Genomic DNA, 20,158 nt, shown 5'->3' on the forward strand with positions numbered 1-20,158 from the left:
CGCGGGTTTTCACAGGATCCGGTAAAGCAGCCGCTCTATCCGCACCCGGCTGACCCGTTTCAGGAACTTGGCCACGGCCCCGGGGTAATCCGGCAGGGTTTCGAGGTCCAGGTAGCGTTCGATTCGGCGGGTGTGCCGGTAGATCTGCTCAAGCTCGGCCTGGCGCGGCGCAAGCAACTCGCCCTTGGGATCGTCCAGCAACAGGCCGTTTTCCAGGTCCAGGCGAAAGGCTCGCGGATTGAGGTTGTTGCCGGTCAACAAGGTGTAACGCTCATCCACCCACATACCCTTGAGGTGATAGGTGTTGTCACCGTCACGCCACAGGTGCAGGTTCAACTGGCCGCTGTCGATGAAGCGCTGGTGCCGTTTGGCGAAGCGCCGCAGGCTGATCTCGTAGAGGTATGGCAGCGCGGCGATGATCTTGAACGGCTCGCTCGGCGCAATGTAGAAATCGTTGGCGGTCTTATCGCCGACGATGATGTCGATCTTGACCCCGCGGGCCAGGGCGCGGTTGATCTCCCGGGTCACGGCCAGGGGCAGGTTGAAGTACGGCGTGCAGATGGTCAGTTGCTGGCGGCTGCTGGCGATCAGTTCGCCGATCACCCGGCTCAGCGGGTTGTTCTTGCCGACGCCCAGCAGCGGGCTCACTGACAGGCCGCTATTGTCGACGCTGCCGGCACTGGTGTCGTACGTCGCGTGCTTGAGGCGACTGCGCAGGTCACCGATGTCATTGCGCAGGCTGCGGGTGCTGGGCAGGTTCGGCAGGTCGAGGCGATGCACCGCCTTTGAGGTGATCAAGCCGTGCTGCACCAAGTGCTGCATCGAGTCGGCCAGCGCCGCGCTCTGCAACACGTGGTAGCGATCGTAGCGATACTTGTCAAATTTATGCAGGTAGACGTTATTCAGGCTGGCGCCGCTGTAGAGCACACAGTCGTCGATCACGAAACCTTTCAAGTGCAGCACGCCGAACAGCTCGCGGGTCTGCACCGGCACGCCGTAGATTGGCACTTCGCTGCCATGGGTGCGCGTCTGCTCCTGGTACCACGCCGAGTTACCCGGCTGCTTTTTGGCGCCGATCAGCCCCCGCTGGGCACGCAGCCAGTCCACCACCACGACCACGTCCAGTTCGGGGCGCGCCGCTTTGGCAGCATGCAGGGCATCGAGGATTTCCTGGCCGGCTTCGTCCTGTTGCAGGTACAGGGCGACGATGTAGATGCGCTGGGTGGCCTGGGCGATTTTCTCCAGCAGGCAACGGCGGAACTCGGCGGCGCCATCGAGGATGGTCACGGCATCGGCGGTCAGTGCAAAGCTGCGTAGCTTGGGCAGCAGGGAGCGTTTGAAAAGCGACGGCATAGGGCTCGCAAAAGGTCGAATCCGAAGAACGGATGAGCTTACACCATGGAGGACCGGTTTGGGGTCTTTGGATAATGGCTCTGTGGGAGCACGGCGTGCTGGCAATGACGCCTTTGAAAGAAGCATCGCAAGCACGCTGAGTGCCCACGGACCCGATAACAAAAAAATATATTTGACCAAGAAGAACGATCGTTCTACTGTTTGCGCCATGACTGAAATCAATCGTAATGACACACGGGACATCATCCTCGATGTCACCGAAAAGCTGATCTATAAAAGTGGCATCGCGGCCACCGGCATGGACCTTCTGGTGAGAACCGCCGGCGTCTCCAGGAAAAGTATTTACCGCTACTTTGCCAACAAGGACGATCTGATCGTAGCCGCCCTAAAGCGTCGCGATGAGCGCTGGATGCACTGGTTCAGCACCGAAGTCGACAAGGCGCCCACCCCGGCCGCACGGTTACTCAACCTGTTCACCGTGCTCAAGGGCTGGTTCGACAGCGAAGGCTTTCGCGGCTGTGCGTTTATCAATACCAGTGGCGAAACCGGCGATCCACAGGATCCGGTCCGCCAGGTGGCGAAGGAGCATAAGCAAAAGCTGCTCGACTATGTCACCCGGCTGTGCACTGAACAGGGTGTCGAAAACCCCGACGCCCTGGCCCGGCAACTGCTGATTCTGATCGACGGCGCCATTACCGTTGCGCTGATCATGGGTGATCACAGCGCCGCTGATCACGCTCAGGACATGCTGAAAACTTTATTGATAAACAACAAGTAACACCTGGACGCCGTTAAACCGATGTACCCATCATGAATAACTCACTGGAGATTGGCCATGTCATCCACTGCTGAAGTTCGCCCGCCCTTGCCGCCTTTTACCCGTGAATCGGCCATTGAAAAAGTTCGCCTGGCCGAAGATGGCTGGAACGCTCGCGACCCACAAAAAGTATCGCTGGCCTACACGCTGGAGACTCAATGGCGCAACCGCGCCGAGTTCGCCCATAACCGGGAAGAGGCCAAGGCGTTTTTGACCCGCAAGTGGGCCAAGGAGCTGGATTACCGGCTGATCAAGGAACTCTGGGCCTTCACCGATAACCGCATCGCCGTGCGCTATGCCTACGAATGGCACGACGATTCGGGCAACTGGTTTCGTTCTTATGGTAATGAGAACTGGGAGTTTGACGAGCAAGGCTTGATGTACAACCGCTACGCCTGCATCAACGACATGCCCATCAAGGAAAGCGAGCGCAAATTCCGTTGGCCGCTGGGGCGCCGGCCGGACGATCATCCGGGGTTGTCCGAGTTGGGTCTGTAAGGAACACAGCACTTGTGTGAAACCTTGTGGGAGCGGCAGACAAGCGGCCGCTCGCCAGGGTTGACCGACGTGCTGCCAGGCATCACATTGCCTGGGCCGTCGATACGCTCAGCGGCAGTGTCGCTGTGTTGCAGACTTTTGTGGAGCCCATGACTGCGTCGATCCCGATTCGTCCCCCCTGCCCGCCTGGCGTCTGTGATTGCGGGCGCGATGCGTTGCTGCAAGCTCCCGGCAGCGACCTGCGCATCCTTTGCCTGAACCGCGAGGAAGAAAAACGCCTGCTCGAGCGGCTGGAAAACATTCAGAGCCTGGACGAACTCGAGCGATTGCAGCAGCGTCTTTACGAGAACCTGGGGATCCGCCTGACCGTCGAGCCCGGTTATAACGAAGTGCGGACCATGCGCGGCATCGCCATCGAATTCCAGGATCAACCGGGCCTGTGCCGCAAGATTCGTCAGTCGATCCCCACCGCCATCCGGCGCGGGCTGGAAAAACGCCCGGAAATCGCCTGGCGACTGCTGGACGCCCACGACCTGTTCCGCGACGCCTGACGGTCAAGATTGCGCCCATGCTGGGCGCATCCTAAAAAACAGCTCCATCCCTGGAGCTGCACATCGGTTTAGAAATCTACGGTCGCCGAAAGCAGGTAGGTGCGTGGCGTTGCCAGCGTCAAGCCAGGCTCACTGTCATCCGAGGCCCCGGCCGAACTCCAGTAGCGCTTGTCCGCCACGTTCTCGACGTTGGCACGCAGGGTGATGTTCTTCTCGTCGACCTTGAATGCGTAGCGTGCGCCTACGTCGAAACGCTCCCAGGAATCGATTTCCTTGGTGTTGGACTGGTCCAGGAACTGCGAGCTGGAATAGATGCCGCGGCTGGTCAGGGTCAGGCCCTGTACGGTCGGCACGTCCCACTCGGCGCCAAGGTTGACGTTGTATTTCGGCGTGGCGGGCGCCCGATTGCCATCATAGGTGCCGTTGGTGGTGTTGGTCAGCTTGCTGTCGATGTACATGACACCGCCGAGCAAGCGCACACCTTTGAGCGGTTCACCGAACACACTCAGTTCCACCCCCTTGTTCTCACGCTTGCCGTTCTGGCCGAAGACACGCGTCGTCGAGTCGGTCGCGTAAGCCGGCTGCTTGATTCGGAATACGGCCGCAGTAACGGCCAACGCACCGGCGTCATACTTGGCACCGACCTCGACCTGGCGACTGATGAACGGAGGGAAGATCTCATCCTCGTTCACCGAGGTCGACGGCGCGATTTTGCCCTGGCTCAAGCCTTCCATGTAGTTGGCATACAGCGACAACTTATCGGTGGCCTTGAACAGGATGCCGCCCGACGGCGAAACCTTTTCCTCATCGTAGGAGGTGTCGCCTTTGACGTCATTGGTCCAGTCGTCAACCTTCACCCGCTGCCAGCGGGCGCCGAGAGTCAGGAGCACCCGGTCATCGAACAAACCCAATGTGTCGGACAACGCAACGCCGCTGGAGCGGTTCTCGGTGTAGACCTTGTCATCCTGTCGCGTGGCGTTGCTCGGAGTTGCTGTGTCCACTGGGTCATACAGGTTGCTGGAGGCCGATGCATAACGGGCTCCGCCGTTTGTGTAGTCCATGTAGAAATAGCTGGCGGCCAGGTTGACCTCATGGCTCACCGGGCCGGTGTGGAACCAGTTGCGCACTCCAGCTGTGGTCGTCCGGATATTTTCGTCCCGGGTAAAGTCACGGGGTTGAACGGTGAAATCGCCAGCGTCATTGGTGACTGAAACGGCATGCCGGAGGAAGTCATGATTACTTTTGCGCGCCCCCACACCGCCGTACAGCATGACGGAATCGTTGACATCGAATTCGGCGTTCACCATGCCGAAGGTGTCCTTGGTGTGCGCTTTGCTCCAGGACTGTGCATAGTTGCTGCTGACATCACTGGCATGGGGAACCTGCGCGTTGGTGCCAACCTGCACGCGCTCCTGCGGTGCGTCGGTAATACGCTCGGTGCGCCCGATGTCCGTCGAGAGCCGCAGGCGTTCACCACGGAAATCCAGGCCCAGCACGGCCATCTCGCGGTCCACACTCTGGTGATCCCATTCAGTGTCACCGGACTGCTTCACACCGTTGAAACGCAGGCCAAACTTGTTATCTTCACCAAAGCGCCGGCCAACATCCACGGCCCCACCGACCTGGCTTTCGGAAGCATAGCTACCGGTGAACGAGGTGATGGGTTTGTCGGTCGCGCGCTTGGGCACTACGTTGATCCCGCCACCCACGCTGCCCCGCGGCGAGATGCCGTTGATGAGCTGGCTCGGGCCTTTAAGGATATCGACGCGGTCGGCCATCTCCATGTCAATCGTATAGGTTGGCAGGATGCCGTAGAGACCGTTGTAGGCAACATCGCTGTTGAACAGGCTGAACCCGCGAATGGTGAACTGCTCATAGCGCCCGCCCGCCGGGTTGGTGGCGCGCACAGACGGGTCGCTGGCGATCAGGTCGCCCAAGGTACGAGCCTGCTGGTTTTTCACCGTTTCGCTGGTGTAGGTGGTCATGCTGAACGGCGTTTCCATGAAGTCTCGCGAGCCCAGCAAGCCTTGCGAACCTCGGCGCGCGACCTGGCCGCCGGCATACACTTGACCCTCCACTGAGCCCGTGGCACCGAGAATCGAAGTAGGGGCCAATTGCAGGCTGCCGCCTTCTGGCGCCGGGGTCAGGATGTACGCCTGTTCGCCCACTGGCTGCAACTGCAGACCGGAGCCCTGCAACAGCCGGGCGAAGCCCTCCTCCACCGCATATTCACCAAAGAGACCGGCGCTGTTGCGACCGCTCACCAAGGCAGGGTCTACCGACAGGTTGACACCCGCCAGCCCAGCGAACCGGGTCAGCGCTACGCTGAGGCTGCCGGCCGGCACCTGGTAACTGCGCCGGGCGGCTTCTTCGGCCTGGCTAGGTGAAATAAAGAATGGGCTGGCGCTCAGGCTCAGCATGAGACTCAGGTTCAACAGCGGACGCCGGCCGGCAAAGGCCGGGCGAAAACGCAAAGGTACTGCTGCGGACATTAGAAGGCGCTCTCATTTTTGTTCAGTTGCCTTGAATGACAAGCGAGACAAAAAAAGGGGACAGGCTTCAGGCGATATTTTTGCGAAGCCTCAATGTGACCCAGTAGCGGGTACGCGTTTGCACATCCAGCGGCAGGCTAGCCGAGAGCAACGCGAGAATTCGATCGGTGTTTTCCAAGCGAAAACTGCCGGTGACTCGAAGGGATTCCAAGGATTCTTCCCAGCGCAAAACGCCCGGGCGATAGCGGCCCAGCTCACGGAGAAAGTCGCCCAATGGCTGGTTTTGCGCTACCAGCACCCCGTCACGCCACCCAAGTTGCACCACGTCGAAGGAGCCCACTGGCCCCGCCCCCGCGGCCTGGAGACTGACCTGCTGGCCTTCCTCCAGTTTCAGCAGCGGTCCGCGCAACGGCTCCAACCGTGCCGAACCGCTGATCACCGACACTCGGCAGTTGCGCTCGCTCAAGCGTACGCAGACTTCTCCATGGCTGACGGTGATCAGCCCGTAGGGTGCCTGAATGGCCAATGGCGTGGGGCCGGTGACCTTGAGGGCCATCTCGCCCCGTACCAGCACCAGACGTCGGGCCTTGAGGTCCAGATCCACGGCGCTGTCGGTGTTCAACTGCAAGGCGATGCCATCGGCCAGCAACCACCGCCGTTGTTCACCGGTGGACGTGTGCAGGTCGGCGCGCCAGACCTCCAGCGGTAACTCTCGCCCCAGCAGCCACGCGGTCGGCACCAGTGCCGCGACGCCCAATGCGCGCTTGAGCACGGCGCGACGGGCCATTTCCGGGCGATCCAGGGTCGCCATGCCCAGCGAGGGCGGCACTGCGGCAAATCGCTGACGCAATCGCAGGGCCTTTTGCCAGGCGGCCTCGTGGTGGGCACTGCTGTCGCGCCAGCCTTGCAGGGCGGCAGCGTCGAATTCGTCCCCGCTGAATTCCATCATGGCCAGCCAGCGGGCAGCCGCCCTGGCGACTTCCCGGGCTTCAGGCGAAGGTGCCTGGCGACTCAAAAATCCACCAGCAGGCAATGTTCATAGGCCTGGGCCATGTAGCGTTTGATGGTGCGCTCGCAGACCTGCATGCGCTCGGCGATCTCTCGATAGCCAAGGCCTTCGAGCTGGCTCCACAAAAAAGCCCGCCGCACCAGCGGCGGCAGGCCATCAAGCAATTCGTCCAGGGCTTGCAGGGTTTCCAGCAGCAGCCAGCGCTGTTCCGCAGAGGGCACGCACTCTTCGGGCAAGCTCGCCAAGGCGTCGAGATAAGCCTGCTCCAGGTTGCGGCGAGTGTAGAAATTGCTCAGCAGACGCTTGCCCACCGTCAGCAGATAGGCGCGAGGCTCGTGCAAGTCGGCCAATGGCTGGGCGCTGGACAGTACTCGCAGAAAGGTATCCTGACGCAGGTCCGCCGCGTCCCAGGCATTGCCCAGGCGCCGTCTCAACCAGCCTTCCAGCCAGCCGCCGTGGTCACGGTACAACGCGTGTAGGGAGTGCTCCGTCGGCGTAGCTGCATCAAACATGTCAAGAGGCCTGCGCAAGGAATGTCTCAAATGAGACTGATTCTAATTAATGTTCTCAGGCTAATCCAAGCTCTTTATGCAGAGAATGTGTAAATACGGGGTGGAGGATAGTTTTTATTGATGGGGGCTGCTCTGCACAGCCCTCGCCACAAAGGTTGTGCTGGGCGCCTGTCGGGATCCTGCGTTTATTTGATCCGGTAGTGAAAGGTATTGCGCACCGCCGGCACTGTCACCGCCTTGCCGTCTACGATCCGCGGTTGGTAGCGGAAGGTCTGGGCGGCGGCCAGCGACGGTCGGATAAACAAGGGATGGCAACCGTCGACGACCTTGGGGTTATCGATCCGTCCGTCCGGCGTCACGCTGTATTCCACGGTGCAGTCGCCTTCCAGCCCCTTGTCCAAAGCCCGTTGCGGATAATCCGGCGCTTCTTTGCTCAGGGGCTGATAACTGCGGCTGTCGGCGGCGGCCAGGCGTGCCTGTTCGGCGCTGCGTTGCTGGGCGAGCGCTTGCGCCTGTTGCGCCTGAACCTGGCGCTGTTGCTCGGCGACTTGCTGATTGGCTTCGTGCTGGCGTCGTTCGCTCTCCTGCCGTTCGCGTTGCTGTTGAGCCTGTTGCTCGCGTTTTTGATCCTCGACCCGCTTGCGGGCCAGGGCTGCCTGCTCCAGTTTCTGGGCCTGGAGACGCGGATCCACGACCGGCTGGGTCGGCGCGGGGCGCGGCGCTTGGGCGGGTGCCTGGGCGGCTTCGACCGGTTCCGGCGTTGCGGATGTCACGGGGGCCAGCGCAGGCGCCGGTGGCAATATCACCAGTTGCGTGCGCAGCACCCGCGGCGCCTCGACGGCTGGCTTTTCCACAGTCCAACCCAACACCAGCAGCGCGGCAACGCCCGCGTGCAAGGCCACGGCGAGCCCCGCCGCCAGGCTGTTTTTCCAGAAAGCATTGCGGGTCAGCGCAGGCATGTTCAGAGAAGGACTGTGCATGGTCATCGCCGTCATTGCGGCGCCTCGGTCACCAGCCCCAGGTTGCTCACCCCGCCTTGCTGCAAGGCGGCCATGGCCGCGACGACCCGACCGTAGTCGGCATGATCGTCAGCGCGGATGTACACCTGGGTGTCGCTACGCTCGGCAACGATCTGCGCCACTTTGGCACGCATCTGGTCCAGGTCCACGGCGCTGTCGGTCTGGGCGCGGGTATCCAGTTCGCCACCCAGGTTCCAGTAATAACCACCCTCGGCTTTCACCGACAGAGTCAGGATCTGCTGACGACTATCATTGGCCAGCGCCTCGCTGGCGACCTTGGGCAGTTCGATCTTCACGCCTTGGGTCAGCATCGGCGCGGTAACCATGAAGATCACCAGCAGCACCAGCATCACATCGATGTAAGGCACCACGTTCATTTCGGCCTTGGGCCCGTGCTTGCGTTGCGGCTTGACTAACATCTGCCCTCTCCTCTCAAGCGGCCGTGGCCAGGTTCACCGGGGCGCCGTGCAGCTTGCGATGCAGGCGCGCCTGCAACTCGTTGCCGAACGCGTAGTAACGGGTGAGCAAGGTCTGGCCGCGGGCAGCAAAGCGGTTATAGGCAATCACCGCCGGGATCGCCGCGAACAGGCCGATGGCGGTGGCGATCAACGCTTCGGCGATGCCCGGCGCCACGGTGGACAGGCTGGCCTGTTGCACCTGGGACAGGCCAATAAAAGCATTCATGATCCCCCAGACGGTGCCGAACAAACCGATGTAAGGGCTGACCGAACCGACGGTGGCGAGAAACTGCAACCCTTTTTCCAGTTGTACTTCCTGCTCGCTGATTGCCACTTGCAGTGATCGCTCGACGCCTTCGAGCACCACTTGCGGGCTGCCGGAGGGCAGGTTGAGCTGGGTGAAGGCCTGAAAACCGGCGTGAAAGATCGGCTCCACCCCTCCATCTTCCTCTCGCGTCTGGGCCGTCTCGCGGTACAGCGGCAGCAAATCGGCGCTGCTGCGAAAACGCTGCATGAAGCCTTTGAACTGACGCTCGTTGCGTTGCAACACGGCGCTGCGCTGGATGATCAGGTACCAGCTAAACAGCGAGGCCAACAACAGCGTAAGCATGACCGCCTTGACCAACAGGCTCGCGTCGCTGATCAGGCCCCAGATCGTCATGTGTTCCAGAGTCGCTTGCATGGGTAGAACTCCTGTCTGGCTACTATTCGATGAAATGTTCGTGACCGGTTAATGACAGCGCCACTCAAGGCAGGCGCAGGGCTTTGGCCACTTCGGCCCAGGGTACGAATTTGAAATTCTGGGTCTGCTCGGGCATGCGCTTGCGTCCGTCCTGAACCACCAGCATTCCTTGGCTCCACGACCCGCCCAGGTTTACCGAGGTCACTTCCAGGCCATCGGTTTGCGAGGCGCCGTCGATGCCGTCGGCGGCGTTCAAGCCGACCCGCAATGCGCCGCGTACGGCATAGGGTGACTCGGCATCGAGCACCAGGTAGCTGTCGTTGCCCTGGCTGGAAACCACCAGGTAATCGTGACCAGCCCCCTGATACAGGGCGATGCCCTCGACGTCGGCGTGCAACTGCGCACCGACCTTGATCACACTGCTCAATGTCGTCGGCTGGTCGGCCCGGGCATCCATCGTCCAGACGCCGACGTCTTCTTCACCCAGGAACAAGCGCTGGCGCTGGTCATCGGCGACGCAACCTTCGGGTTGGCTGTCGACGCTGAACTGGCGCACCAACTCGCCTTTCACCACACCGTCCGGAGCACTGAGGCGGTATTGCAGATAGCGACCGTCCTTGCCGTTGGCGAAGGCATACAGCTCACCTTCGGCGGGTTGGAACAGGCACATGCCATAGATTTCCTTGAGCGACGTGGGGATCTCACCGGCCTCATGCAACTCACCGCTCGCACGGTCGATGCTGAACAGGCTGAGGCTGTTCCGGTCACGGTTGCTGGCCACCGCCAGGTCGACCGTTTGATCGCCCAGCTTGAAGTTCGCGCGCACATCGACGTTATTCAGGCGCCCGACCGGCAACTCCTGCAGCAGCTTGCCGTGCAGGTCATACGCCAGCAGGCCCTGCTTTTTGTTGGTGCCCAGCACCCGACTCAAGGCGGGCTGTAGGGGATGAACCCAGATCGCCGGATCGTCCGCCGCATCGCCCTGGCGCGCCACCGGTTCGCTCTGAACGATGGCGGCCACATTGGGCAGTGACGACGGCAAGGACACCGGAGTGGGTTGCCAATCGATTTCCCCTTGGTACAGGCGCCCGTTTTCATCATCGCGCAACAGCACTTCGACGCCGGTTTTCGTCGGGCGTACCGCAAGGCTTTCCGGCTCGCTCAGGCCCGGCAGCGGCAGATTGGCCGTTGAGTTCCAGCCCTCGCCCGCTTGCTGATATAGATGCAATTGCGCCGCCTTGGGGTCCAGCCCCAGCAAGCCTTGCGGCAGCACGGCCATGGCGCCGGCGGCGTGCTGGATATCGCCGAACGGTGTGCGCATCGCCACAGGTACACGAACGGCATCGGCCTCGGCGGATGCCGGATAAGCCCACCAGCCCACCCGCTCTTCGTTGACGAACAGTTGGTTGGCGTTGTCTTCCACCTGGCAGGACTTGGCATCTGGCGGCAGTGGCAGGCCACGCACCCGCCGGGCGGTTTCACTCAGTCGCTCGGCTGTGCCCACCAGCCATTGCTCGCCCTTGCCCTCTTCACCCACCAGAAACACAAACAGGTTGCTCGCTTCGTCGCGGTACAGGCACAGACCGTTCACGGGAAAATCCCGCGTTGGCAGGTACAGCGGCGTTCCCCACTGACGTTTTTGCGGATCGAGGCTGACCAGCAGCGCTTGCTGGCGCGTGCTGTCGAGGCTGGCAACCAGCACATTCGCGCCCAGGGTCCGGCTGTCGAGGCCTTCGAAGGTGCCCTTCAGGCGTGCCAGTTCACGGCCCTCGGCATCCAGTAACAGCAGGCCTTCACCGGCACTGGCCAGTCGCTCGGTCGTCGAATGGTCAGGCAGGAATGTCAGGGCATTGATCGACAGTTTTTGGGGCTGAGGCCAGGGTTGTAGCTTCAGGCTGGGAACGGATGAAGCCGCCAGGGCCGGGACCGTTACCAGGCTGATGAACATCGCCAGCAGGTAGCGCTTGGGTAAACTTATGTTCGTATTCAACGCAAAATCCTTGTTCGTTACTCATATGAAGCTTGTCTGGAACTGTGTGGCGAGGGAGCTTGCTCCCGCTGGGCTGCGAAGCAGCCCCCTATGGTCTGGCAAGTGCTGCGCACTTGAGCGGGAGCAAGCTCCCTCGCCACGGTGATCAGTGCTGCGATTCAGAAGTGGGTAAAGGTCAGGCCCAGCTTGTAGGTCGGGCCGTACTCTTCGTACTGGCCGTTGTAGGCGCGGTGGCCGCTGTAGACGAAATACGGCTCGTCGGTGAGGTTCTGCGTCTCCAGGCTGACTTGCAGGTTTTTGGTCAGCGAATAACGGGCGCTGAAATCGATGAAGGTTTGGGCATCGACATACAGGTCATGATTACTGTCGCTGATGGACGCCAGCTCATAGAGGTACGCCGACTTGTAGTTGGCCGACAGGCGCAAGCTGAGCTTGTCGTTTTCCCAACCCACCATGAGGTTGCCCACGGTGTCCGACTGGTTCGGCAGGTCGATGCTGCGCTTGCGCTGGGTGCCGCTGGCCTGGTCGAAGCCTTCGATCTCGGCGCTGGAGCGGCTGAAGGTCGCGTTTGCGCCCATCAGCAGCCCATTCAAGGGCGCCGGCAGCCAGTCGAATTTTTGTGAGTAGGCCAACTCCAGGCCGTAGAGCTTGGCGCTGTCACCATTGGCGTAGGTGTTGGCTTCGGAGAAATCGGCCCAGGCGCCGGTGCCCGCCAGGTCAGTGTTGTAGACGAAGTTCTTGATGTCCTTGTAGAACACGAAGGCCGAAACGGTGCCGGCATGGCCCATGAAATGTTCGATGCCCAGGTCCAGGTTGCTCGATTCCAGCGGCTTGAGGTCCGGGTTGCCAAAGGTCGCTTCGTCATCGTCGATGACATAACCCGGCGCCAGTTGCCCGAAGGTCGGGCGCACCACCGATTTGGTCCAGGCCGCGCGCACCTGAGTGCTCTTGTCCAGTTGATAGCGCGCGTGCAGGCCCGGCAGCCATTGATGGTACTTGCGGTGGGTTTCGGTGTCGGTGAACACGCCGTCGGTGGAACCGGTGCCCTTGGCGTCGAAATCGGTGCCTTCGTAGCGCATGCCGCCGATGAAGCGCCAGTCATCGATGTCGACGGTATTCATCAAGTAAGCGGCATTGATGTCTTCGCTCATCTTGAAGTCGTTGACCCGCGACTGCTCCTCGTCATAAAAGTCGGCGCTGTTGAGACCGCCCAGCAACTGCTTGATGGCGTTGGCGCTGATGCCAGAGCCGAACTCGCCGAGACGGTAGTTCACGTTGCCCTTTTCATATTGCGAGAGGTTGAGCTGTTCGTCGGTGTACCCCAGATCGTCGAAATCCTCGTAAACCCAAGCGTCGAGGTCGTTGTCCTTGTTGCGACGGCTGACTTTGCCACCGAATTTGACCTGGGATGCGTAACCTCTGAAGTCGTAGTCCCGGGCCAGGTCCAGGCGCAGGTTTTTCTCGGTGTCGGTGGTTTTCTGTTGTTCCCACTCCACCTTGTCGAGGCTGTAATTGGACGTGTCGTAGAACGACGAGCCGACGATCGACCGCGGCTTTTCGCTGTCGTAGAAGCCTGCGTCAAAACTGTCGATGCTTTTGAAGGTGGCACCGGCGATGTGGCCGGGAGTGTCTTCACTGGATTGGCTGTAGCCGCCCTGGCCACTCAGGGTCCAGAGACCGAACATGCGTTCGCCGCCCAGCACGTAGGACTGGATTTTCTGGGTCTCTTCACGTTGCTTGAGTTTGCGCTCGCCCTCGGCCTCTCCTACCTCGCCGGCCTCTTGTGGGTCGTCGAAGCTGATGCTCGCGGCGTTGCGGGTTTCGCTGTCTTTGTAGTTGCTGTAAAGGGTGCGCAGGTAATAACTGCTGAAATCATCGGGTTTATAGTCGAAGTTCAACCCGCCACCGGCCCGCTCCCGGCGAATGTCGTAGTCGCGCATTTCGAATTCTTCGAGCTGCGCCCCGCGCTCAAAATCCCAGGCACCACCGGTTTCGACGTTGTCCGAGCCAAAATCGCGCTTCTGCCAGCTCAGCGCTGCGGCCACGCCGAAGTTGTCGATGCCGTCCCCCAGGCTGAAGCGGTCGCTGATGGCACCGGAGAACTTCGGACTGGTCTGGCCGGTGTTCTTGTCGTAGCTGGCTTCGCTGCTGCCGGTGTAAAACAGGCCTTTGTGGTCGAAGGCCGAAAGGCTTTTAACGTCCACCGTGCCGCCCAGGGAGTTGGCGTCCATGTCCGGCGTCAAGGTCTTGATCACCGACAGCGACTGCACCAATTCCGAAGGCAGCACGTCCAGGGCAACCGCCCGGCGTCCGCTTTCCGGAGCCGGCACCAGCGTGCCGTTGATGGTCACGCTGTTGAGGTCCGGCCCCAAGCCCCGCACGCTGACAAAGCGACCTTCGCCCTGGTCGCGCTCGACGCTGACACCCGGCAGACGCTGCGCTGCCTCGGCGACGTTTTCGTCGGGCAACTGCGCCACGCCGTCGGCATGCACCACACTCTTGATGGTGTCGGCGCTGCGTTGCTCCTTAAGAGCCTGGTCGATGCTGGCCGCCTGACCCACCACTTCGACGTGTTCAGTGGCGTCGGCAGTCTGCTCGGCGGCGTTCAGACGATCACTGGCAATGGCCATGGCCAATGCGGTGAACGTGAAACCAACGAGCCCGGCAGTGCTTGTGCGGTGGTGCATGGTGGTCCTCCCCAGGAATCCAAAAATCCGCCAGGCAACGGCCCGGCAACTGGGAGGGCACGCTAGGGGTGGGCAATGACGGTTCTGTGACAGACGTTGGTCGCAGGGGCTGTAACAGCCTGATTTAGGGGGGCTGACGGGGCGCAATGAGCTGAAATGACCTGCCCGAGTGGAGATTGGATAACAACGCAGTCCTGCGTGGCGAAGGACCTTGCTCCCGCTCGACTGCGAAGCAGGCGTCAATCGGAAAAAATTCAAAGGATCGATGAGCTGATTCGACCTCCCCCACCCATTCACGCACCGTCACCACACTGTCACATCCATCTGCTGTGCTGAGCCGCATTCCGCCTCTGGCAAAAGGATTCCGGCCATGTTCTCCGTGCTCCGACCGCACCGCCTCAAGCTCACCCTGCTCCTACTGGCGGCCAACCTCGGATTGATCCTGCATCTGGCCTGCGGTGAACTCAAACCCGTCGGCGAATGGATCTGGCTCGATATTCTCGGCGAAGGTGGCTCGGCGCTGCTGGCGCTGGTCTGGCTGGGCCTGGTGCTCAAAAGTCGCCCGGCCGGCCGGGTGACCAATTACCTGATTCTGGGCCTGGGCTGCATTTTCTTTTCCTGGTGGATCGACAGCCTCGACGAGTTCATCCGCCTGCCCGCCAACATCACCTGGGATCACTGGCTGGAATCCGGGCCGATGCCGGTGGGCATGATCCTGCTGACCCTGGGCATTTATCATTGGCACCGGGAACAACTGGCGATCAACGGCCAAATGGAGAAGCGCGAGCGGTTGTTTCGCGAGCACCGCTTGTTCGACAAACTCACGCCGCTGGGTGGTGCCGATTTCCTCAAACATGAATTGTCCGCCAGCCTGGAGGACAGCCGGCGCCGCCAGCAGCCTTTGTCGCTGCTGGCCCTGGACCTGGACAACTTCACCGCCATCAACCAGCGTTTCGGCCATGGTGAGGGCGACGCTGTACTGCAAGCCGTCAGCCAGTTGCTGGTGCTAAACCTGCGCCGTCAGGATCTGCTTTGCCGCCTGGCCGGTGATCGCTTCGTGGTGCTGTTGCCCGACACCGGCGAGAGTCAGGCCCAGCGCCTGGCCCTGGAGCTCGAAGTTGCCGTTCGCAGCCTGGCCCATAAGACCCGGCAACACGGCGAGCGCTTGCAACTGGTCGCCAGCACAGCAGCGGTGATGGCTTTCGACGAGTCTCCCGAAGCCTTGCTCAGGCGCCTGAACCTGACGCTGGCCCAGACGCGGCATACGCTGTCGAAAAGCGCCTGAGGCCGGCCCATGACGCTCAAGACTTGCTGGTATGAAACCGACAGTCGCTTCATTCCGGGGCATTATCAGCCTGCCGCGCTGATCGATCTGGCACTGTCACGGGACATCGACAGCCATCGCCTGCTGCGCGGCACCGGGCTGTTCCACGACGATATCCTGGCCGGCCAGAGCCGCATCAGCGCGCAGCAGTTCCTCGGTTTGATCGACAACAGCCGGCGCTTGCTCGATGCCAGCGACAGCAGCTTCCTGTTCGGCCAACGGCTGTTGCCTGGGCACTACGGGCCTGCCAGCCATGCCTTGCGTCACGCGCAGAATCTGCACCAGGCGCTGGAAACCCTGATCGAGCAGCAGGCTCTGCTCTGCCCGTTGGCGACGCCGCGCCTGTTACTGGACGAGCATTATGCCTACGTTCATTGGCTGGACAGCTGCGGAGCCGATGAGCAATGGCGTTTTGTGCTGGAAGCGAGCGTGACCTCGATGGTAGCCATGAGTACGTGGCTAAGCGGCGAACGCCTGCCCTGGCAGTGCAGCTTTCGCCACGGCGAGCCGCGCTATGTCGAACAGTATTGGGTGCACCTGGGTGAACACACTCAGTTCAACCGACCGCTGGACCTGATGCGTCTGCCCCGCCATTTTCTGGCCCTGCCCTGGCCCAACGTCTCGGCCACCGCCGGCCAGGTGGCGCGCATCGAAGCACGGGAACAGCTCGATCAACTGGGCTTTTCTGCAAGTTTTCTGGATTGCGTTTACGACTACCTGCATGCCCATGTGCAACAGACGCCAAGCCTGGAACAGACCGCCCAGGCTTTCGCCATGAGCCCGGCCACCCTCAAGCGCAAGTTGCACAAGCACCACACCGGGTTCCAGCACCAGGTGGACCGGGTACACACCCATGTGGCCTTGTATTTGTATCAGGTCAAGGGCTTCAGCAACGAGGAAGTCGCGCAGTACCTGAGCTTCAACGACACGGCAAACTTTCGCCGTTCGTTCAAACGCTGGACCGGCAGTACGCCGAATTTGATTCGGCAGTTGCTGGCGTTGGAATAAGCAGCAATGCCCTGTGGTGAGCAGCTGTTGTGGTGAGGGCGCTTACTTACGCTCGGTTGTGCTGCGACCGTAAAATCGTGGAGCCGCTTCACCACCCAGCGTAAGTAAGCGCCCTCACCACAACAGCCTCGTTCGGCGGTAGAGAGCCGGGCCTCAATGCCCGCGAATGTAGTGCTCCAACTGCTGAATCAAATTCGCCTGCTCGACAATGGCTTCCTTCACCAGATCGCCAATGGACAACAGGCCAATCAACTGCCCGTTATCCAGCACCGGCAAGTGGCGCAGATGGCTGTCGGTCATGACCTCCATGCAGCGCTCGATACTTTGCTGGCTGTCAGCCGTGACCACCGGCGTGCTCATGATGGTGCGTACCGCAGTACCCACAGAGGAGCGCCCTTGCAGCACCATCTTGCGCGCATAGTCCCGTTCGCTGAACACGCCAATCACCTGACCGTCTTCGATCACTGGCAGCGCGCCGACGTTTTTCTCGGCCATGATTCGCAACGCTTCGAGCACTGTCTGCTCCGGCGCGATGCTGTGGACATGCTGGTTTTGCACACTCTTGAGTCTCACCAGTTGAGCGGCTGTTTTCATTGTTAATCCTCAACTTCAGTTAAAGGTGATGCTAATCAAACACAGAAAACTGAGCCCGACGCAGTCCCTGTGGCGAGGGGATTTATCCCCTCGCCACAAATGTGTTTTCAATTCAGGCGCGGATCAGTCTTCGCCAATTTCGACCACATCGCCATTCAAGCGCACCGGCCAAACCCGCAGGCGCTGCTCCGGGTATTCCAGGCAATGGCCGTCTTCGAGGCGAAAGTGCTGTTTGTACATCGGCGAAGCGATCACCAGCTCACCCTTGATACTGCCCAACAAGCCGCGGCCGATCACGTTCGCGCCGGATTTTGGGTCGCGGTTATCAATGGCGTACAGCGGCTTGTCCTGATGCTCGGGCAGGTACAGCAACGCTACCTGGCTGCCGTCGTGCCAGGCAACCACACCTGAGTTGGGGACCAGGTCCTCGCGGCTGCACAGGGCGCGCCATTGCACAGGGCTTTGGGCCACATCGCGGGCGGGGATACGAACGACGTTTGACTGGCTCATCAGAGCACCTCCTCGGTGACGGGAATCAGGTGAAGTTCGCCGGCGTGAACCGGGCGGCGCTGGCCGCGTTCCCTGACAAAATGAACATCCGGATCGCCGCGCCCATCGTTGACGAAGGTGCGGAAACGCTTGAGTTTGTCCGGGTCTTTGAGGGCGTTGGCCCATTCGCATTCATAGCGCTCGACCACCAGCTGCATCTGGGCTTCGAGCTCGACCCCCAGGCCCAGGCTGTCATTGATGATCACGTCCTTGAGGTAATCCAGGCCACCTTCCAGGCTCTCGCGCCAGACCGAAGTGCGCTGCAACTTGTCGGCGGTGCGGATGTAGAACATCAGGAAGCGATCGATGTAGCGAATCAGGGTTTTGTCATCCAAGTCAGTGGCGAACAGCTCCGCGTGACGGGGGCGCATGCCGCCGTTGCCAGCCACGTAGAGGTTCCAGCCCTTCTCGGTGGCGATCACGCCGACGTCCTTGCTCTGGGCCTCGGCGCACTCGCGGGTGCAACCGGACACCGCGAACTTGAGCTTGTGGGGTGAACGCAAGCCTTTGTAGCGATCCTCGAGGGTCAGGGCCATTTGCACGCTGTCCTGCACGCCGTAGCGGCACCAGGTGCTGCCCACACAGGATTTCACTGTGCGGGTCGATTTACCGTAGGCGTGGCCCGTCTCGAAACCGGCTTCGATCAGTTCGGCCCAGATGTCTGGCAACTGGTGCAGTTGGGCACCGAACAAATCGATGCGCTGGCCGCCGGTGATCTTGGTGTAAAGGTCGTATTTCTTGGCGACCACACCGATGGCGATCAGTTTGTCGGCGGTAATTTCGCCACCGGCGATGCGCGGCACCACCGAATAGGTACCGTTTTTCTGCATGTTCGCCATGAAGGTGTCGTTGGTATCCTGCAACGGCACCAGGGACGGGTCCATGATCGGCTGGTTCCAGCACGAGGCCAGAATCGAGCCCACCGCCGGTTTGCATAGGTCGCAACCGGTGTGACCACGGCCGTGCTTGGCCAGCAGTTCTTCGAAACTGATAATCCCTTCCACCCGCACCAAGGCGTACAGCTCCTGACGGGTGTAAGCGAAGTGTTCGCACAGGCTCTTGTCGACGCTGACGCCTCGGGCAATCAGTTCGTGCTCGAACACCTGCTTGACCAGGGCCGCGCAACCACCACAACCGGTGCCGGCCTTGGTGTCGCATTTGAGTTGTCCAAGATCGGTGCAGCCACTGTCGATGGCCGAGCAGATCGAGCCTTTGGTGACGTTGTGGCACGAGCAAATGGTCGCCGACTCGGGCAGCGCGGCCGGGCCCAGGGTCGGTGCGCCTTCGGACGACGGCAGGATCAGGCTGGCCGCGTCCTTGGGCAACGCGATGCCGTTCTGCATGTATTGCAGCAGCGTGTCGTAGTAGCTGTTGTCGCCCACCAACACCGCACCGATCACCCGTTTGCCGTCGGCGTCCACCACCAGTCGGCGGTAGCTGGCGCTGGTTCCGTCGATAAACTGGAAGCTGCGCGACCCCGGTGTGTTGCCGTGGGCGTCGCCGATGGAGCCAACGTCTACGCCGAGCAATTTGAGCTTGGTGGACATGTCGGCGCCGGTGAAGGGTTCGCCGCTTTCGCCGCACAGGCGCGCCGCGACATTGCGGGCCATTTGGTAACCCGGTGCGACCAGGCCGAAGATGCTGCCGTTCCAGGCCGCGCATTCGCCGATGGCGTAGATGTCCGGGTCGCTGCTCAGGCAATGGTCATCGATCACCACGCCGCCGCGCGGACCGATTTGCAGGTCGCTCTGGCGAGCCAGAGCATCCTGGGCGCGGATACCGGCGGAAAACACGATCAGGTCGGTTTCCAGGAAATCGTCATTGCCGAAGTTCATCCGATAACGGTATTGCTCACCGGCGCAGATCGACTGGGTGCCCTTGGACAGGTGCACGCCGACGCCCAGCGTCTCGATGCGGGCCTTGAGGGCCAGGCCGCCCTGCTCGTCCAACTGCACCGGCATCAACCGTGGCGCGAATTCCACCACGTGGGCTTCCAGGCCGAGGGTCTTGAGGGCATTGGCCGCTTCAAGGCCCAGCAGGCCGCCTCCGACCACCACGCCACGACGAGCATTGTTGGCGGCGGCACGGATCGCGTCCAGGTCTTCAAGGGTGCGATAGACCAGGCAGGAATCACCCTCGGCGCCTTGGATAGGCGGCACGAACGGGTAGGAACCGGTGGCGAGCACCAGTTTGTCGTAGCTGATGCGATCTTGGGCGGTAACGACCTGACGCGCCTGGCGGTCGATTTCCAGCACCGGTACACCCAGGTGCAGCGTGACACCCGGCGTCTGGTACAACGAGGCTTCACCGAGGGCCAGGGATTCGGCGTCGCGGCCGGAGAAATACTCGGACAGATGCACGCGGTCGTAGGCGCGCATCGGCTCTTCGCTGAACACATGCAGGTGGTAATGATTGAGGGCACCGCGCTCGATCAGTTGCTCGACACAGTGATGGCCGACCATGCCATTGCCGATCACGATCAGCGTTTGCAGCTTGTTCAGAGAAGCAACGTTGGAATTCATAAAAAGCACCCGACAAAAGCCCATCACGATATTGAAAGCAAAAAAAAGACGCCTGAAACCTTGCGGTTCCAGGCGTCTTTGCCTGTTCTGTGC

The 20,158-nt window shown here is 61.2% G+C and carries 17 protein-coding genes; 5 read left to right on the forward strand and 12 right to left on the reverse strand.

Going from position 1 to position 20,158, the window contains the following annotated elements:
- Nucleotides 1-9 precede the first annotated feature (9 nt).
- A complete protein-coding gene (pssA, locus tag ACA047_RS15540; protein WP_497350670.1) occupies nucleotides 10-1,353 on the reverse strand; it encodes a CDP-diacylglycerol--serine O-phosphatidyltransferase in 1,344 nt (447 codons plus the stop codon).
- Nucleotides 1,354-1,561: 208 nt separating this feature from the next.
- On the opposite strand from pssA, the gene ACA047_RS15545 reads away from it, so the two are divergent.
- The 3 genes from ACA047_RS15545 to ACA047_RS15555 all read left to right on the forward strand — a co-directional run bounded on the left by ACA047_RS15545 (nucleotide 1,562) and on the right by ACA047_RS15555 (nucleotide 3,219).
- On the forward strand, nucleotides 1,562-2,131 hold the full coding sequence (locus ACA047_RS15545; protein WP_497350672.1) for a TetR/AcrR family transcriptional regulator: 570 nt from the start codon (nucleotides 1,562-1,564) through the stop codon (nucleotides 2,129-2,131).
- Between the two features lie 57 nt (nucleotides 2,132-2,188).
- Nucleotides 2,189-2,668: a nuclear transport factor 2 family protein gene (locus ACA047_RS15550; RefSeq protein WP_497350674.1), complete on the forward strand. Its 480-nt coding sequence runs from the start codon at nucleotides 2,189-2,191 to the stop codon at nucleotides 2,666-2,668.
- A gap of 149 nt (nucleotides 2,669-2,817) precedes the next feature.
- On the forward strand, nucleotides 2,818-3,219 hold the full coding sequence (locus tag ACA047_RS15555; protein ID WP_497350676.1) for a hypothetical protein: 402 nt from the start codon (nucleotides 2,818-2,820) through the stop codon (nucleotides 3,217-3,219).
- Between the two features lie 68 nt (nucleotides 3,220-3,287).
- On the opposite strand, the gene ACA047_RS15560 is transcribed toward ACA047_RS15555, so the two are convergent.
- From ACA047_RS15560 to ACA047_RS15595, 8 genes are all read right to left on the reverse strand, one after another.
- Nucleotides 3,288-5,711 carry a TonB-dependent siderophore receptor gene (locus ACA047_RS15560; RefSeq protein ID WP_497350678.1) on the reverse strand — a complete coding sequence of 808 codons (2,424 nt, stop codon included), beginning with the start codon at nucleotides 5,709-5,711 and terminating at the stop codon, nucleotides 3,288-3,290.
- Nucleotides 5,712-5,778: 67 nt separating this feature from the next.
- On the reverse strand, nucleotides 5,779-6,726 hold the full coding sequence (locus tag ACA047_RS15565; protein WP_497350680.1) for a FecR domain-containing protein: 948 nt from the start codon (nucleotides 6,724-6,726) through the stop codon (nucleotides 5,779-5,781).
- Entirely contained in the window at nucleotides 6,723-7,232 is a 510-nt protein-coding gene (locus ACA047_RS15570) for a sigma-70 family RNA polymerase sigma factor (protein WP_497350682.1), read from the reverse strand. The genes ACA047_RS15565 and ACA047_RS15570 overlap by 4 nt, the downstream gene beginning before the upstream one ends.
- A 185-nt stretch (nucleotides 7,233-7,417) precedes the next feature.
- Nucleotides 7,418-8,227 (reverse strand): energy transducer TonB, encoded by an 810-nt coding sequence (locus ACA047_RS15575; protein ID WP_497350684.1) that lies wholly within the window; start codon nucleotides 8,225-8,227, stop codon nucleotides 7,418-7,420.
- Nucleotides 8,224-8,670 carry a protein TolR gene (gene tolR, locus ACA047_RS15580; RefSeq protein WP_497350686.1) on the reverse strand — a complete coding sequence of 149 codons (447 nt, stop codon included), beginning with the start codon at nucleotides 8,668-8,670 and terminating at the stop codon, nucleotides 8,224-8,226. The genes ACA047_RS15575 and tolR overlap by 4 nt, the downstream gene beginning before the upstream one ends.
- 13 nt (nucleotides 8,671-8,683) lie before the next feature.
- Nucleotides 8,684-9,391 carry a protein TolQ gene (gene tolQ, locus ACA047_RS15585; RefSeq protein ID WP_497350688.1) on the reverse strand — a complete coding sequence of 236 codons (708 nt, stop codon included), beginning with the start codon at nucleotides 9,389-9,391 and terminating at the stop codon, nucleotides 8,684-8,686.
- A 64-nt stretch (nucleotides 9,392-9,455) separates the two neighbouring features.
- On the reverse strand, nucleotides 9,456-11,339 hold the full coding sequence (locus ACA047_RS15590) for a phytase (RefSeq protein ID WP_497360378.1): 1,884 nt from the start codon (nucleotides 11,337-11,339) through the stop codon (nucleotides 9,456-9,458).
- 200 nt (nucleotides 11,340-11,539) lie between these two features.
- Complete coding sequence (locus ACA047_RS15595; protein WP_497350690.1) at nucleotides 11,540-14,068, reverse strand: TonB-dependent receptor; 2,529 nt, start codon at nucleotides 14,066-14,068, stop codon at nucleotides 11,540-11,542.
- A 370-nt stretch (nucleotides 14,069-14,438) separates the two neighbouring features.
- Here ACA047_RS15595 and ACA047_RS15600 point away from each other — a divergent pair, with 370 nt between their 5' ends.
- The gene (locus tag ACA047_RS15600; RefSeq protein ID WP_497350692.1) at nucleotides 14,439-15,353 is read left to right on the forward strand and encodes a GGDEF domain-containing protein; all 915 of its coding nucleotides are present in this window, start codon (nucleotides 14,439-14,441) and stop codon (nucleotides 15,351-15,353) included.
- Nucleotides 15,354-15,362: 9 nt separating this feature from the next.
- A complete protein-coding gene (locus ACA047_RS15605; RefSeq protein ID WP_497350694.1) occupies nucleotides 15,363-16,400 on the forward strand; it encodes an AraC family transcriptional regulator ligand-binding domain-containing protein in 1,038 nt (345 codons plus the stop codon).
- Nucleotides 16,401-16,553: 153 nt separating this feature from the next.
- On the opposite strand, the gene ACA047_RS15610 is transcribed toward ACA047_RS15605, so the two are convergent.
- The 3 genes from ACA047_RS15610 to nirB form a co-directional block, all read right to left on the reverse strand.
- Nucleotides 16,554-16,994 carry a CBS domain-containing protein gene (locus ACA047_RS15610; RefSeq protein ID WP_497350696.1) on the reverse strand — a complete coding sequence of 147 codons (441 nt, stop codon included), beginning with the start codon at nucleotides 16,992-16,994 and terminating at the stop codon, nucleotides 16,554-16,556.
- Between the two features lie 123 nt (nucleotides 16,995-17,117).
- Nucleotides 17,118-17,504, reverse strand: a complete 387-nt coding sequence (gene nirD / locus ACA047_RS15615) for a nitrite reductase small subunit NirD (RefSeq protein WP_497350698.1) — start codon at nucleotides 17,502-17,504, stop codon at nucleotides 17,118-17,120.
- Nucleotides 17,504-20,065, reverse strand: a complete 2,562-nt coding sequence (gene nirB / locus ACA047_RS15620) for a nitrite reductase large subunit NirB (RefSeq protein WP_497350700.1) — start codon at nucleotides 20,063-20,065, stop codon at nucleotides 17,504-17,506. Before nirB ends, nirD begins: the two co-directional genes overlap by 1 nt.
- Nucleotides 20,066-20,158: the final 93 nt, after the last annotated feature.

Source organism: Pseudomonas sp. LBUM1664 (assembly GCF_059695895.1).